Annotated in this window: 9 protein-coding genes; 4 read left to right on the top strand and 5 right to left on the bottom strand. The window is 73.7% G+C overall.

The window, feature by feature from the left end; translation table 11 throughout:
- Positions 1–140 precede the first annotated feature (140 nt).
- Both ACFQBR_RS09795 and gatB read right to left on the bottom strand, forming a co-directional pair.
- Complete coding sequence (locus tag ACFQBR_RS09795; RefSeq protein WP_344176502.1) at positions 141–2,846, bottom strand: putative bifunctional diguanylate cyclase/phosphodiesterase; 2,706 nt, start codon at positions 2,844–2,846, stop codon at positions 141–143.
- A gap of 439 nt (positions 2,847–3,285) precedes the next feature.
- Positions 3,286–4,782, bottom strand: coding sequence for an Asp-tRNA(Asn)/Glu-tRNA(Gln) amidotransferase subunit GatB (gene gatB / locus ACFQBR_RS09790; protein WP_267946499.1), 1,497 nt, complete (start codon positions 4,780–4,782; stop codon positions 3,286–3,288).
- Positions 4,783–5,100: 318 nt separating this feature from the next.
- Between gatB and ACFQBR_RS09785 the strand changes: the two genes are divergently transcribed.
- From ACFQBR_RS09785 to ACFQBR_RS09770, 4 genes are all read left to right on the top strand, one after another.
- Positions 5,101–6,276: a Cys-Gln thioester bond-forming surface protein gene (locus ACFQBR_RS09785; protein ID WP_344182473.1), complete on the top strand. Its 1,176-nt coding sequence runs from the start codon at positions 5,101–5,103 to the stop codon at positions 6,274–6,276.
- A 410-nt stretch (positions 6,277–6,686) separates the two neighbouring features.
- Positions 6,687–7,898: a thioester domain-containing protein gene (locus ACFQBR_RS09780; RefSeq protein ID WP_344182475.1), complete on the top strand. Its 1,212-nt coding sequence runs from the start codon at positions 6,687–6,689 to the stop codon at positions 7,896–7,898.
- A 617-nt stretch (positions 7,899–8,515) separates the two neighbouring features.
- Positions 8,516–9,730, top strand: coding sequence for a thioester domain-containing protein (locus tag ACFQBR_RS09775; protein ID WP_344182477.1), 1,215 nt, complete (start codon positions 8,516–8,518; stop codon positions 9,728–9,730).
- Positions 9,731–10,028: 298 nt separating this feature from the next.
- Complete coding sequence (locus ACFQBR_RS09770) at positions 10,029–11,213, top strand: thioester domain-containing protein (protein WP_344182478.1); 1,185 nt, start codon at positions 10,029–10,031, stop codon at positions 11,211–11,213.
- Positions 11,214–11,296: 83 nt separating this feature from the next.
- Here ACFQBR_RS09770 and gatA read toward each other — a convergent pair whose 3' ends face one another.
- The 3 genes from gatA to ACFQBR_RS09755 form a co-directional block, all read right to left on the bottom strand.
- Positions 11,297–12,793: an Asp-tRNA(Asn)/Glu-tRNA(Gln) amidotransferase subunit GatA gene (gatA, locus tag ACFQBR_RS09765; protein ID WP_267946503.1), complete on the bottom strand. Its 1,497-nt coding sequence runs from the start codon at positions 12,791–12,793 to the stop codon at positions 11,297–11,299.
- A gap of 3 nt (positions 12,794–12,796) precedes the next feature.
- Positions 12,797–13,096 carry an Asp-tRNA(Asn)/Glu-tRNA(Gln) amidotransferase subunit GatC gene (gene gatC / locus ACFQBR_RS09760; protein WP_267946504.1) on the bottom strand — a complete coding sequence of 100 codons (300 nt, stop codon included), beginning with the start codon at positions 13,094–13,096 and terminating at the stop codon, positions 12,797–12,799.
- A 76-nt stretch (positions 13,097–13,172) separates the two neighbouring features.
- Positions 13,173–15,221: a putative bifunctional diguanylate cyclase/phosphodiesterase gene (locus ACFQBR_RS09755; RefSeq protein WP_344182480.1), complete on the bottom strand. Its 2,049-nt coding sequence runs from the start codon at positions 15,219–15,221 to the stop codon at positions 13,173–13,175.
- Positions 15,222–15,480 lie beyond the last annotated feature (259 nt).

Below are 15,480 nucleotides of genomic sequence, written 5' to 3'. Positions count from 1 at the left end.
TCATATGTCAGCATGCGACCGCGCCCCTCGCTGAGAAGCCCTTCTGAACTGGACCAACCACCACAAGACCCCCACCGCGTGTAACACAGAACACGTGGCGGGGGTCGTGTGCGACCGGGGGTCGGGGGGCGCGTCCGGGGTCAGAGGTTGACCCCGGCCTCCCCCCCGACGAGGGACTCGACGCCGCTCGCGGGCATCGGACGGGCCACCAGGAAGCCCTGGCCGTGGTCGCAGCCCATGGCCCTCAGCTGCTCCAGCTGCTCGGGGCGCTCGATGCCCTCCGCCACCACCTGCACCCCCAGGTCGCGGCCCAGCTGGATGATCGTGTGGGTGAGCAGGGTGACCGTGTCGTCGCGCCCGAGGTCGGCGATGAAGGACGGGTCGATCTTGATCGCGTCCACGCTGAGCCGCCGCAGGTGCGCCAGCGACGCGTAGCCCATGCCGTAGTCGTCGATGGCCAGCCGCACGCCCAGCTCCCGGAGCTCCGCCAGGCGCTGTACCGCCTCGCCGCCGTCGTCCAGCAGGACCTCCTCGTCCACCTCCAGGGTGAGCACGTCGGAGGACAGCCCCGTCTCGGCGAGGACGCCGGCCACCGTCTCCATGAAGCGGGGCGACAGGACCTGCTTCACGGACAGGTTGACCGACAGGCCGATGTCCCAGTCCGAGAGCCGCCACACCGCGACCTTCTCGCACGCCTCGCGGAGGATCCACTCCCCCAGCGGCACGATCAGCCCCGACTCCTCGGCGGCGCCGAGGAACGCGTCCGGACCGACCGCCTCCCCGTCGCGGTCCCAGCGCACCAGCGCCTCCACCGAGGTCACCTGGGAGGTGCCCAGATCGACGACCGGCTGGTACTCCAGGAAGAAGTCGCCGTTGGCCAGCGCCTCGCGCAGGCGTATCTGCAGCTCCAGGCGGGAGACCACCATGTCGTGCATGTGGGCGGCGTAGACCTCCACGTGCCCCGCGCCGCGCTCCTTGGCCCTGGTCATGGCCACGTCGGCGTTGCGCAGCAGCTCGCCGCTGTCGGTGGTGGGCTCCGCGAAGGCCACCCCCGTGCTGGCGGTCAGCATGATGTCCCGGTCGGCCACCTGGAAGGGCTCGGAGGCGATCACGCGGCCCAGGCGCTCGGCCAGGTCGACCACCCGCTGGGCCCGGGGCACCCCCTCCACCAGGACCGCGAACTCGTCGCCGCCCCACCGGGCCAGGGTGGCGTTGGAGTCCACCTCGGCGCGCAGCCTGCGGGCCGCCTGGCCCAGCAGGTGGTCCCCGCGCACGTGGCCCGCCGAGTCGTTGACGGACGTGAACCCGTCCAGGTCCAGGAAGATCACCGCGATGTCCTCGGTGGGCTCCTCGCTGATCGCCCTGTGCGCCAGCACGTCGCTGGCCCGCTCCTCCAGGTACGCCCGGTTGGGAAGCCCGGTCACCCCGTCGTGGAACGTCAGGTGCTCCACCTCGTCCTGGAGGGCCACCTGCGCGCTGATGTCGCGGGTGGTCACCAGCAGGCGGTCGGGCTCCCCCGGCTGCTCGTACAGGGAGGCGGTCGACTCGGTGTGCCGCCAGGTCCCGTCGGCGGCCCGCACCCGCAGCCGCAGGTGCACGCCCTGCGAGCCGCGCTCGGTGAACAGGTCCGTGACGGCCTTCGTGCGCGCGAGGTCCTCGGGGTGGATCAGCGCGGTGACGGGCGCGGCGAGCACGTCGTCCAGGCGGTAGCCGAACGCCTCGGCCGTCCCCGGGCTGACGTAGAACACGCCCCCGTCCCGGTCGAGGATGAGGATGACGTCCCCGCTGTTGCGCGCCAGCTCGTGGAAGTGGCCCTCGCGGTTGCGGACCATGCGGGCGAGGGTCGCGTTCTCCTCCAGCATGCCCAGGACCCGCACCAGGAGCACGATCACGGCGGTCCCCGCCGCCAGCGGGAGCACCGGGGCCACCCCGGACAGCCGGACCCCGGCCACCGTGAGCACCACGGCGGCGACGGCCACCGCCCCCACAGCCGCCAGCTCGGGCGCGAACCGGTACAGGCCCCTCCCCGTGATCCGGCGGGGATCGGCGCCCGGCCGGTGCTCGATCAGCCACGGCAGGGCGCCCAGGAGGGCGAAGCCCAGGAACTTGATCGGGTGCTCGACGCCCCCGGCGATGGGGACCCCGGTCAGGCGGGTGAGCGCGCCGATCATGTCCGAACCGGCGATGACGATGAGCGCCCCGATGGCCAGCAGCACCGCGCGCCGCGTGCTGTGCGGCGACATGAACACCAGCGGGACGAGCAGGCACAGGACGACGATGTCGGCGACCGGGTAGACCAGGGCGAACCCCAGGAACCCGGCGCCCTCCCCGAGCTCCTCGTAGAGGGGGGAGAACAGCAGCAGCCACACCACGGAGAACACCGCGGCGGCGCACACGTAGCTGTCGGTGATGTGGCGCATCGCGGTGCGCAGTCCGCCCGGCCAGGGGGCGAACCGGGTGAACCCCACCACGAAGAGTGGCAGCGCGGCGAGCGCGAAAAGATCACCCAGAGTGAGCGAGAGCACCGAACTGGAACTGAAGAGCCGGGTCAGACCGTGAGTGACGCCACCCGCGCACCAGGCGAGCGCGGCGAACCCGAGGTGCCGCAGCGCGGCCGGGCCGTCGGCCCCGTCGACGTGCGCGTCGCGGTCGGCCCCGGTCGCCGCCCAGCGCCGCGAGGCCAGGAGCAGGGAGAGTCCGGCGGCGCCCGCGGCCAGCGCCGTCGGCCACTCGGCGAACGCCGCGGTGACGGTGGTCGACCCCAGCGGGACGAACGCCGCCGCCACGTAGACCAGGAACAGCACGCCCAGGCCGAAGGTCCACAGACGGCGTGCCCGGGTTCCCATCACCGACCTCCCCGCGGGCGTGTCGCGACCGTCGCGGCACGCAGCCGCCGTCGCGCTCTCTCCTCGTACATGGAGCACCCACCTCGCGTCGTTCGAGTACCGGCGCGGCACAGCGCCAGGTACCGCGGTCTGCCGCCCGGGTTCTCGCGGGACCGGGACGAGCCCGGCGGCGGGGCGGCCGGAGCGACCGCGCACGCCCCCGTGCGTCGCAACCCTACGCAACCAAGGTCACACAGCGATTGAGGACCGGATGAGAGATGACGACAGAATGGTGACTCGGAGTCACCATGGCGCGCGGGCCTCGCGCCGCGCGCGCGACGCGCCGTGGGCCCGCCTCCCGGCCCGCCGCGCCCCGGCGGCGCCAGGGCCCGCCGCACGGCGGGCGGACCGGCTCCGGGAGGGACCGGGCCGGTCGTCGCCCGACCGGCCCGGAAGGGGGTCATGCCCCGGCGAGCCTCTCCAGGATGAGCTCCCGGGCGCGTCCGGCGTCGGCCTGGCCCCGGGTCGCCTTCATGACGGCGCCCACCAGGGCGCCGGCCGCGGCGAGCTTGCCGCCGCGCACCTTGTCGGCGGCGTCCGGGTTGGCGGCGATGGCCTCGTCCACGGCGGCGCCCAGCGCGCCGTCGTCGCTGACGACCTGGAGGCCGCGCGCCTCGACGACCTCGTCGGGCCCGCCCTCACCGGCCAGCACGCCCTCCACGACCTGGCGGGCGAGCTTGTTGGTCAGCGTGCCCTCGGAGACCAGGGAGATGATCCGCGCGACCTGGGCGGGCGTGATGGGCAGGGCGCCCAGCTCGACCTCCTGCTCGGTGGCGCGGCGGGACAGCTCGTTGAGCCACAGCTTGCGCGCCTCGGCGGACGGGGCGCCGGCGACCACGGTCGCCTCGACCAGCTCGATCGCACCGGCGTTGACCAGGTCCCGCAGCTCGGTGTCGCTGAGGTCCCACTCGGCCTTGACCCTGGCGCGCTGGGCGGCGGGCAGCTCCGGCAGCGTGGCGCGGAGCTCCTCGATCCACTCCTCGGTCGGGGCCACCGGGACGAGGTCGGGGTCCGGGAAGTACCGGTAGTCCTGCGCCTCCTCCTTGGAGCGGCCGGAGATGCTGCGGCCGGTGTTCTCCTGGAAGTGGCGGGTCTCCTGCACGACCCTGTGCCCGGCGTCGAGGACGCCCGCCTGGCGCTCGATCTCGGAGCGCACGGCGCGCTCGACGGAGCGCAGCGAGTTGACGTTCTTGGTCTCGCTCCGGGTGCCCCACTCGGCGGTGCCGACCGGCTGGATGGACACGTTGACGTCGCAGCGCATGGAGCCCTCCTCCATGCGCACGTCGGAGATGCCCAGGGAGCGGACCAGGTCGCGCAGCTCGGCGGCGTAGGCGCGCGCCACCAGGGGCGCGAGTTCGCCGGTGCCGGTGATGGGCCGGGTGACGATCTCCAGCAGCGGGATGCCCGCGCGGTTGTAGTCGACGATCGAGTAGGTGGCGCCGTGGATGCGGCCGGTCGCCCCGCCCACGTGGGAGGTCTTGCCGGTGTCCTCCTCCATGTGGACGCGCTCGATCTCCACACGGAACTCGCGCGGGCCGTCGGGGGTGTCGACGGTGACGTCGAGGTGGCCGTCCACGCAGATCGGCTCGTCGTACTGCGAGATCTGGTAGTTCTTCGGCATGTCCGGATAGAAGTAGTTCTTCCGGGCGAACCGGCCCCAGGGCGCGATGGAGCAGTTCAGCGCCAGACCCAGGCGGATCGCGCCCTCGACGGCCTTCTCGTTGACCACCGGGAGGGAACCCGGGAACGCGAGGCAGACAGGGCAGACCTGGGTGTTCGGCTCCGCGCCGAAGCCGGTGGGGCAGGAGCAGAACATCTTGGAGGCGGTGCCCAACTCGATGTGGGTCTCCAGACCGAGGACGGGCTCGTACCTGGTCAGCGCCTGCTCGTAGGCCACCGGGGTGGGTTCGCCACCGCTCTTGGCAGGGCTAGGAGTTACCGCGTGGGCCATCGCCGCAAACCCGTTTCCGTAGAGGACATACCTTCCAGGTCAGCCTACCGAGCGCCCGGGGGTGGAGTGCCCGGCCCCGCGCCGCAGGCGCGCCCGGGGCGCCGTCCGCCCCCGCGGATGTCACGGCGAGTACACGATTGGGCCGCTGTCCAGGCGTCGACCGATCACCCAGGGTGCTTGAGCGACTAGTCTGTGTTCCCCAGGAAGATGATTTCGCCGGTCGGCCCCGAGGGCCCTCCGCCCTTCGCACGGGAGCGCAAGAGCATGTCCGGCATCCTGCGTCGGTGCGCCGCGCTGCTGGCCTCGGCCGCCCTGACAGGCGCTCTGGTCAGCGCACCCGCCGCCGACGCCGACGACTTCTCACGTGTGGACCGCGACCCCGTCGAGGGGGCGGCACTCGTCCTCGCCGACGGCCAGGAGGTCGACACGGCGCTCTTCAGCCTGCGCGTGGCCGACGAGGCCTCGGTCCGCGCCTACGCGGCCCGGGTGGAGGAGGAGGTCCGGCCGCGCACCGCCTACGTCGAGTCGGCGTGGTCGGACAACCCCGGGTGGACGGGGACGGGGTCCGACCCGTCCCCCGCGCCCGCCGACCGCGCGAACTGGATCGTCTCCCACTCCTACCCGGCGGTCGACCTCGGCCTCCTGGCGCAGGTGACCGGCCTGCTCCAGCTGGACGAGGCCGGGGCCATCGCGGCCACCCAGGCCGCCCTGTGGCACGTGCTGGAGGGGGCGGAGCCGGACCGCTCCGCGAACGACCTCGGGGTCGTCGCCCTCTACGAGTTCCTGGTGGCGGGCAGCGGGGCGGCGGCCGACCACACGACCGCGCGCTCACTGGAGCTCTCGCCCTCCCACGTGGAGGAGGTCGCGCCCGACGAACCCCTCGGCCCGCTCACGGTGCACAGCTCCGCGGCGGACCCCGTGCAGGTCTCGGTCCGCGGCGCTCCGGCGGCGTGGCTGGTGGACGGGGCCGGCGACCAGGTGACCCAGGCGGACGACGGCGCCGAGCTCTTCCTCGACGTGGACCCGTCGGTCCCGGCCGGGGTGGTGACCCTGCACCTGCTCGGCCAGGACGTGTCCCTGCCGGAGGGGCGTCTGTTCACCGGCCGGGACGGCGTGCGCACGCAGCCGCTGATCACCGCCGAGGAGGTCTCGGCGACGAGCTCGGCCTCCGCGACGTTCACCTGGCACCCGGAGCAGACGGCGGAGCCGAGCCCCGAGGAGACCCCGGAGCCCGCGCCCTCGCAGGAGCCCCCGGCCCTCGGCGAAGCCCCCGACGAGGCTCCCACCGGGGTCGAGGCCCCCCCGGGTGCGGATGACCGAATCCCCGGGGAGGGCTTGGCGCGCACCGGCACCTGGCTGTCCGGGCTGCTCATCATCGCGGGCGCCCTGGTGGTATCCGGCCTGCTCATCCTGGTTCTGGGCCGCAAACGTCGCGGTTGATCCCACAACTCACGCCTGTCTCACGGTTCCCGATCCATAACTTCGGGTCATAATGCGGATTTGTCCGGGTCGGTTTTTTTCCTGCCCGTATCACGTCACATTTTCGTCGAACCGGGTTGGAAGTGGCCAAGCGGGTCGCTAGTATCGGCCGGGCGGTTGGCATTCCACGGCGAGCGCGGCCCGCTCCCGCGTCACAGCGAGCCCCACCGGACGATCGCGCCCACCCCACACGGCGCCGCGTCCCCGACCCCGACGTGGTGACCCCGGAAACGGGCGAGCGAACACGGCGAATCCAGAACCTCCCCTGAACGCGTCGTGCGCCGTTGTCCACCGCAACCGTCCCACCGGCCCGTTCGGCCTCTTGGACGGGCACTCCATCCGGTTACCCCTAGAAGACACCGGGACACAACTTGACTAACTCCTCATTCCCCCGCACCGTCGGGCGCGCGGGCCTGGCGGCCAGCGCCGCGGCGTTCCTGGCCCTCGGCCTCGCGGCCCCCGCCTCCGCCGAGCCCGTGGAGACCTACGAAGGTTCCGTCCGCGGCCAGTACATCGGCAACGCCGAGAACGGCACCCGGGTCAACATGGACGGCGGCGGTGCGCGCACCAGCCTGTTCAACCTGGAGCTGGAGGACGGCACCCTCCTCACCACGTACTGCATCGACTACCACACCAACATCGTCGGCGATGCCTGGTACCGCGAGGACAAGTGGGAGAACTACCCCGGTCAGGGTGACTTCGCCGAGCCCGGCAAGGTCCACTGGATCCTCCAGTACGGCTACCCCGCGCTGAGCGCGGCGGAGCTGGGCGCCGAGGCCGAGTTCGAGGGCCTCAGCGACGCCGACGCCCTGGGCGGCACCCAGGCCGCCATCTGGCACTTCAGCAACGGCATGACCCTCGACGGCGACAACAGCGAGGGCGTCACCGCCGTCTACGAGTACCTGGTCGGCGCGGCCGAGGACCTGCCGCAGACCGTCGAGCCCGACGCCGCCCTGAGCATCACCCCGGGCACCGCCTCCGGCACCGCGGGCGGGACCGTCGGCGAGTTCACCATCGAGACCAACGCCTCCGCCATCCCGGTCGACCTGCAGGCGCCCGAGGGCGTGACCCTGGTCGACATCGAGACCGGCGAGGCCGTCGACACGGTCGACAACGGCGACACGGTCGGCTTCTCCGTCCCCGAGGGCACCGCCCCGGGCGAGGCCTCCTTCTCCCTGGAGGCCACCGCGACCGTCGCGACCGGCCGCCTGTTCAAGGGCGAGTCGGACGAGCCCACCCAGACCCTGATTACCGCCCAGGGCGGCCAGACCACGGTCACCGCCTCCGCGTCGGCCACCTGGGAGGAGGGCGGCGAGACCACGCCCCCCACCGACGAGCCCAGCGAGCCGACCGAGGAGCCCAGCGAGCCGGAGTCCCCGGCCCCGACGCCGAGCCCCAGCGAGACGCCCAGCGAGACGCCTTCGGCCCCCGCTGACGACAGCAACGAGCCGACCCTGCCGGTCACCGGTGGCGCGCTCGCCGGCCTGGTCGCCGCGGGCATCGCCGCGCTCGGCGCCGGCGGTGGAGCGATCTACCTGAGCCGCAAGCGCAAGGCCGCCAACGCCGCGGACCTGGAGGGCTAGTCCCCTTCAGCCGCCTCCGGGCGGTGGCGTCCGAGGGCCCGTCCCCGTGGGAGACCACGCGGGCGGGCCCTTCGCGTGTGCGGGTGGGAAGGCGGGGGGGACGGTCCGGGGCGGGACGCCGGGCGCGGGTGGGGCGGTGTGGGACCGGCGGGTGGATCCGGCGGGGGTCGGGCGGGACGGGGCCGCGCGGGCGGTGCGGGAGCGGGGCAGGGTGGGGGCGGGCAGCGCTAAGCGGGCGGGCCCCGGGGACCCCCCTGTTTCCACGCTATGGCCGAGCTCACGCTCCCGCCAGATCTGTTTCCCGGGTGTGGACAACCGGAGAGGGCGCTCCGACGTCTTCATTGTCGGACCCCTGCGGCCACACCTGTCCGGGCGTGCGGATGCCGCCGCGCCAGGTCGGCGCCGCCGGGACCGCACCACGAACACCGGTCTGACACACACCTCTTCTGCCGGGCCCCGGGAGCTCCGGGCGCCCCACGGCCCCGGCCCTGCCGGCCCTCCGTCCCGGGTCAGGGTCCTCCCTCCGCTCCCACGAGTCCGGACGTTCCGGCCGACAGCACCGCCGCGCACCCCGCCGCTTCCCCGGGCCGCCCGGCAGAACCACGACAGGACATGATGTGACGCACTTCCCCCGCGCCGCCGGCCGCACGGCCCTGGCCGCCTCCGCCGCCGCGTTCCTCGCCTTCGGCCTGGCCGCCCCGGCCGCCGCCGACCCCGCCGAGACCTACGAGGGCTCCGTCCGCGCCCAGTACGTCGACAACGCCCAGACGGGCGAGACCATCACCGTGAACGGTAGGAGCGTCGGCACGAACCTCTTCAATCTCGAGCTCGAGAACGGCACGGTGCTCACCACGTACTGCATCGACCTCGAGACGGACATCCGCGGAGGCGCCTGGTACAAGGAGGACGCCTGGGCGAACTACCCGGGTGAGGGCGACTTCGCCGAGCCCGGCAAGGTGCACTGGCTCCTCCAGAACTCCTACCCCGCCGTGAGCGCCGCCGCCCTGGCCGAGGCCGCGGGGGCGAACTCCCGCACCACCGAGGCCCAGGCCCTCGCCGCGACCCAGGCCGCGATCTGGCACTTCACCAACGGCGCCGAGCTCACCCGCGCCCACGGCAACACGACCGCGATCTACCGCCACCTCCTCGAGGCGGCGGAGGACCTCCCCCAGGAGCCGGGCCCCGCCCTGAGCGTCACCCCCGAGACCGCCTCCGGCACCGCGGGCGGGACCGTCGGCGAGTTCACCATCGCCACGAACGCCACCGGCGTCCCCGTGACCCTGGCCGCGCCGGACGGTGTCGAGCTGGTCGACCTGGCGACCGGTGAGTCCGTCGACACGGTCGACGACGGCGACACGGTCGGCTTCTCCGTCCCCGCCGGCGCCGACGCCGGCGAGGCCTCCTTCTCCCTGGAGGCCACCGCCCGCGTCGAGACCGGCCGCCTGTTCAAGGGCGAGGAGGCGGACCAGCCCACCCAGACCCTGATCACCGCCGAGGGCGACGAGACCACCGTGTCCGCCTCCGCCTCCGCCAGCTGGGAGGGCGGCGGTGAGACCGCGCCTCCCACCGAGGAGCCGTCGGAGGGGCCCACCGAGCAGCCGTCCGGGGAGCCCACCCCGCCGGAGTCCCCGGCCCCGAGCCCCAGCGTCGAGCCCAGCGACACGCCCTCGGCCCCCGTCGACGACAGTGACCGGCCGAGCCTGCCGGTCACCGGCGGGGCCCTGGCCGGACTGGTCGCGGCGGGCATCGCCGCGCTCGGCGCCGGCGGTGGAGCGGTCTACCTGAGCCGCAAGCGCAAGGCGGCGGCCGGCGCCGAGGACCTGGACGCCTAGTCCTCCTCCGGCCGCCTCCGGGCGGCCGTGGCCGAGGGCCCGTCCCCGTGGGAGACCACGCGGGCGGGCCCTTCGGCGTTCACACCGTGACCGCTTCCGGACACACCGCGATAATCCCGCCTCACCGGGTTGGAGGCGCGGGTCCGGGTCATTAGCATCGGCCGGGTAGGCCCCTCACCGCGACCGGAACTCCCTGCGCGCCCCCGCTCCCGTGGCAGTTCCTCCCCCTCTGCCCTCCCGTGCCGCACCGGCCTCCGGCCCCGGGCCTCCTCGGCACGGCAGCACCTCAGGAAGCGATGTGACGCACGTGCCCATCCCCCGTCCCGGTCCCGCACGCCCCGTCCTCGCGGTCGCCGCGGTCTCGGCGCTCGTCCTCGGCCCCGCCGCCCCCGCGGCCTCCCTTCCCGCCGAACCGGCCGTCTACTCGGTGCGCGGGCAGTACACGGGCGTCGCCGAGCACGGCCACGCCGTCACCATGAGGGGCGAGACGTACACGACCACGAGCACGTTCAACGTCGACCTGGAGGGCGACCAGCTCCTCACCGCCTACTGCATCGACTTCCGCACCGGCATCGTCGGCGATGCCTGGTACCGCGAGGACCGGTGGGACACCTACCCCGGCAGGGGCGACTTCGCCGAACCGGGCAAGGTCCGGTGGATCCTCCTCAACTCCTATCCGGTCACCGGCCTCGGGGAGCTGCGCGAGGACACGGGCATCGCGGGCGTGGACGCGTCGGAGGCGCTGACCGCGACCCAGGCGGCGATCTGGCACTTCAGCAACGGCCTCGACCTGGAGGAGGTCCACCAGGGGCCCGAACTGGAGGCCGGGGTCGTCGAGGGCGACGTCGTCCGGCTCTACGACCACCTCGTGGAGCACGCGGAGGAGACACCCGACGAGCCGGGGTCGGCGCTGACCGTCAGCCCCGACCGCGGCTCCGGGCTGGCCGGCGGGACCGTCGGCGAGTTCACCGTGGAGACCAGCGCTGAGGAGGTCCCGGTGACCGTGGACGCCCCCGAGGGCGTGGAGCTGGTGGACCTCGGGAGCGGGGAGCCGGTGACCGGGGTCGGCGACGGCTCCACGGTCGGTTTCGCCGTTCCCGCGGACGCCGGGGCGGGCGAGGCGACCTTCACCCTGGAGGCCGAGGCGACCGTCCGGACCGGGCGCCTGTTCAGGGGCGAGTCGGACGAGCCCACCCAGACCCTGATCACCGCCCAGGACAGCGAGATCACCGTGTCGGACTCCGCCTCCGCGGCCTGGGACGCGCAGGGCGGGACCCCGCCTCCGATCGAGACCTCCGAGAGCCCCGCCGGGGCGGCCGGCGGCACGGACCCCGCGGACCGCGACGAGCGGCCGCTGGCCCTGACCGGTGGCGCGGTCGCCGCCCTGGTCGCGGCCGGTGCGCTCGCCCTGGGGGCCGGGGCGGTGCTCCTCCTCCTGGCCCGCAGGCGCAGGGCAGCGGCGGGGACGGGAACCGCTGACTAGGGCCGCGCGGCCGGAGCCGGAGACGCGTGTGCCCGCCGCCCCCGGGAGGGGCGGCGGGCACACGGGGCGCTGCCGTCCGGCCGCTAGGCGACCGCGTACGGGCTGCGGGCGATCAGGGCGCCGTCGCGCTCGGTGAGGGCGCGCTCGACGGCCGAGGCCACCCGGTAGGTCCGGTCGTCGGCCAGCGGCGGAGCCATGATCTGGAAGCCGACGGGCAGGCCGTCCTCGGGGGCCAGGCCGCACGGGACCGACAGCGACGCGTTCCCGGCCAGGTTGGACGGGATCGTGCACAGGTCGGCCAGGTACATGGCCATCGGGTCCTCGGAGCGCTCGCCGATCGGGAACGCCGTGGTCGGCGTGGTCGGCGAGACCAGCACGTCGACGCTCTCGAACGCGGCGTCGAAGTCGCGCTTGATCAGCGTGCGCACCTGCTGGGCGCTGCCGTAGTAGGCGTCGTAGTAGCCGCTCGACAGGGCGTAGGTGCCCAGCATGATGCGGCGCTTGACCTCGGGGCCGAAGCCCTGGGCCCGGGTCAGCGACATGACCTCCTCGGCGCTGCGCGTGCCGTCGTCGCCCACCCGCAGGCCGTACCGCATCGCGTCGAAGCGGGCGAGGTTGGACGAGCACTCGCTCGGGGCGATGAGGTAGTACGCCGAGAGGGCGGCGTCGAAGCTCGGGCAGGACAGCTCCACGATCTTCGCGCCCAGGGACTCCAGGAGCTCCAGGGTCTCGTGGAAGCGCCGGCGCACACCCGGCTGGAAGCCGTCGCTGTCCAGCTCCTTGACCACGCCGACGCGCAGGCCGTCGACGTCGCCCAGGCGGGCGGCGTCCACGACCGGCGGGACCGGGGCGTCGATCGAGGTGGAGTCGCGGGGGTCGTGGCCGGAGAACGCCTCGTGGAGGAGGGCGGCGTCGAGCACGTTGCGCGCGAACGGGCCGGGGGTGTCCAGGGACGAGGCGAACGCGATCATCCCGTAGCGGGACGCGCCCCCGTAGGTGGGCTTGGCCCCGACCAGACCGCACACGGCGGCGGGCTGGCGGATGGAGCCGCCGGTGTCGGTCCCGGTGGCCAGGGGCGCCTCGAACGCGGCGACGGCCGCGGAGGAGCCGCCGGAGGAGCCGCCCGGGATGCGGTCGGTGTCCCACGGGTTGCGGGTGACCTTGTAGGCGGAGTTCTCCGTGGAGGAGCCCATCGCGAACTCGTCCATGTTGGTCTTGCCCAGGATGACCAGGCCGGCCTCGCGCAGGCGCGCGGTGACGGTGGCGTCGTAGGGCGGCTGCCAGCCCTCCAGGATCCTGGAGGCGGCCGTGGTGGGCATGTCCTTGGTGGTGAACACGTCCTTGTGGGCGACGGGCACGCCCGCGAGCGGTCCCAGTTCCTCGCCGGCGGCGCGGCGGGCGTCCACCGCGCGGGCCTGGTCGAGGGCGGTCTCGCGGCGCACGTGCAGGAAGGCGTTGATCTCGCCGTCCACCGCCTCGATGCGGTCCAGGTAGGCGGTGGTGGCCTCCTCGGAGGACACCTCGCCCCCCTTGATGGCCGAGCCGAGTTCGGCCGCGGTCAGGCTGATGACGTCGCTCATCGGCTACTCACCCTCTCCGAGGATCCGCGGGACCCGGAACCGCTGTTCCTCCACCGCCGGGGCCCCGGCCAGGGCCTGCTCGGGGGTGAGGCCGGGCCTGGCCTCGTCGGGGCGGTAGACGTTGGTCAGCGGCAGGGCGTGCGAGCTGGGCGGGATGTCGCCCTGGGCGACCTCCTGCACCTTGGCCACGGCGGTGAGGATGTCACCGAGCTGGGCGGCGAGCGTGTCGAGCTCGCCCTCGTCGAGCGCCAGCCGCGACAACCGGGCGAGGTGTGCGACCTCATCGCGGGTGATGGCGGTCATGAATGCGAACCGTTTCTTCGGCGGAAGGACTATCGGGTCAATCCTATGGCGTTTTCCGGGGGCGCCGCCCTCGGTGTCAGACGCGGCTGTCGGCCGGGGCCCCGCCCTCGTGGGCGGCCACCCAGGCGACGACCTCGCGGGCTGCCAGCGGGGGCGAGTAGTGGCTCCCCTGCGCGGCGTGGCACCCGGTGGACCGGGCCGCGAGGGCGAGGGCCCGGCTGCGCACGCCCCCGGCGGTCGCGCGCATGCCCAGAGCCCTGACCAGGGCGATGGCGGCCCGCACGACGGTGTGGCCGTTGTCGGGCCCGTCCACGAGGCGTGTGGTGAAGGACTCGTGGATCTTCACCTCGTCGAGGGGGAGCCCGGCGAGCTGGGCCAGGGTGAAGTGGCCGGTACCGAAGTCGTCGAGGGCCAGGCCGACGCCGAGCGCGCGGAGCCGGTGGACGGCGGCCGTGGCGGCGTCGGCGTCGGTGATGAGGGCGTGCTCGCCGATCTCCAGGACGAGCTGCTCGGGCGGCACCCCGTGCTCGCGCAGCGCGGCGGCCACGGTGGACGGGAGTTCGGGGTCGAGGAGTTCGCGGACCCCGAGGTTGACGGAGACGGGCAGGCGGATCCCCTCCCCGCGCCACTGGGCGGCGCGGGCCAGCGTGATGTCGAGGACCTGGCCGGTGAAGGCGCGGAACAGGTTGGACTGCTCGACCACCGGCATGAACTCCTCGGGGGCGAGCAGCCCCCGGGTGGGGTGGCGCCAGCGGGCGAGGGCCTCCAGGCCCACGGGCCGCTCGTCGTCGAGGGACACCTTGGGCTGGTAGTGCATCTCCAGCGCTCCCTCCGCCAGGCCCCGCCGGAGCTCGCTGTAGAGGCTGAGCCTGGCCGTGGAGTTGCGGTCCTTGCCGGGGTCGTAGCACTCGACCCCGGTGCGGGCGGCCTTGGCGACGTACATGGCGACGTCCGCGCGCTGCATGAGGAGCGGGAAGTCGGGCGCGTCCCGGGGGAAGAGCGCGATCCCGATGCTGGCCTCCAGGTCGAAGTCCATGCCGTCGAGGCGGACGGGCTCGGCGAGGGCGCCGCGCAGGCGGGCGGCGACCTCGCGGGCGGCGGAGGTGTCGCCGACCTGGGGCAGGAGCACGGCGAACTCGTCGCCGCCGAGCCGGGCCACGAGGTCGCCGGGGCGGACGCTGTGGGTGAGCCGGTAGGCGACGGTCTGGAGGAGGCGGTCGCCGGTGGGGTGGCCGAGGGTGTCGTTGACCTCCTTGAACCGGTCGAGGTCGAGCAGGAGGAGGCCGACGCCGCCTTCCCGCTGGTGGGCGTGGGCGATCTCCTGGCGGGACCGGTGGGTGAGGAGCTTGCGGTTGGCCAGTCCGGTGAGCTCGTCGTGGTTGGCCTGGTGGTCGCGCTTCACCGACAGCATGGCGCTGGTGTAGAGGGCTCCGAGAGGGAAGGCGAAGAGGGGGACGTAGAGGACCGAGTGCGCGGTGGCGACGACGACGAGCGGGGCGAGGCTGATGAGGACGCCGCTGACGTAGAACTGCTGGCCGATCCCCTTGAACATGACCTGTCTGAGCGGGACGCGTTCGTGCATGGCCACCGCGCAGACGACCAGGACGCGGTTGACGGCGAAGTAGGCGGCCCCGGCGAGGGCGACGGCCACGAGTTCCCCCGCCGCGGGGGCGGGGCCGTCGGCGACGAGTCCGGGCAGGGCGAGGCGCAGGACGGCGTCGGCGACCCCGAGGGAGAGCGTGTACTGGGCGGCGTTGAAGGCGGTGCGGTGGGGGGCGTGGCCGCGCGCGAAGCCGGCCACGGTCGTGGCGGCCGCCTGGACGAGGGCGGCGACGGGCAGGCCGAGGAGGAGGACGAGCGCGAAGGAGAACGGCAGCGACGTGGGGGCGCCGCTGCCGGGGGCCTGCCCGGGCATGGAGATGGGCCGCAGTTCGCCGAGGACGATCATGCAGAGCAGGACCCAGGTGAGGGGTTCGACCGCGAGGCCGCGGAGCTCGCCGAGGCCCAGGCCGAGGCTGGAGACGACGAGCAGGCCCGCGCCGGCGACCGTGGTGCCCAGCATGTAGAGCCAGAGCGGTGTCCCGGCACGGGGACCGATGTCCCTGGTGCTGATGGGGTCCTTCATCCGTGGTCCTCGCGAGGGGCCGTGGGCCGGCGGCGGCGCGGCGCCGCCGGTCCCGCGCTCGGGGTTCCCGCGGTCCGGCCCCCCTCATGACCGAATCGCGGTTTTAGATGCGTCCACATCCAACGTGTCCGTGTCCAGCTTACGCGGCTTCGTCACCAACTGTCGCTTGCCCGGAACTATCAGTTAACCAAGGTGTGGGCCGCGCGGGGTGGGGGACGCACAAAATGGAACCCCGACCCTCCGCGGCCCCGGGTGGTGA

This window comes from Nocardiopsis tropica, from assembly GCF_042660575.1.
GTDB classification, from domain to species: domain Bacteria; phylum Actinomycetota; class Actinomycetes; order Streptosporangiales; family Streptosporangiaceae; genus Nocardiopsis; species Nocardiopsis tropica.
Note: the sequence above shows the minus strand (reverse complement) of the source record. Positions and strands in the feature narration are given on the sequence as shown.

Coding starts and splice junctions, on each gene's coding strand:
- ACFQBR_RS09795 (WP_344176502.1), bottom strand. CDS start 2,846: ATGGGAACCCGGGCACGCCGTCTGTGGACCTTCGGCCTGGGCGTGCTG.
- ACFQBR_RS09785 (WP_344182473.1), top strand. CDS start 5,101: ATGTCCGGCATCCTGCGTCGGTGCGCCGCGCTGCTGGCCTCGGCCGCC.
- gatA (WP_267946503.1), bottom strand. CDS start 12,793: ATGAGCGACGTCATCAGCCTGACCGCGGCCGAACTCGGCTCGGCCATC.
- gatC (WP_267946504.1), bottom strand. CDS start 13,096: ATGACCGCCATCACCCGCGATGAGGTCGCACACCTCGCCCGGTTGTCG.
- ACFQBR_RS09755 (WP_344182480.1), bottom strand. CDS start 15,221: ATGAAGGACCCCATCAGCACCAGGGACATCGGTCCCCGTGCCGGGACA.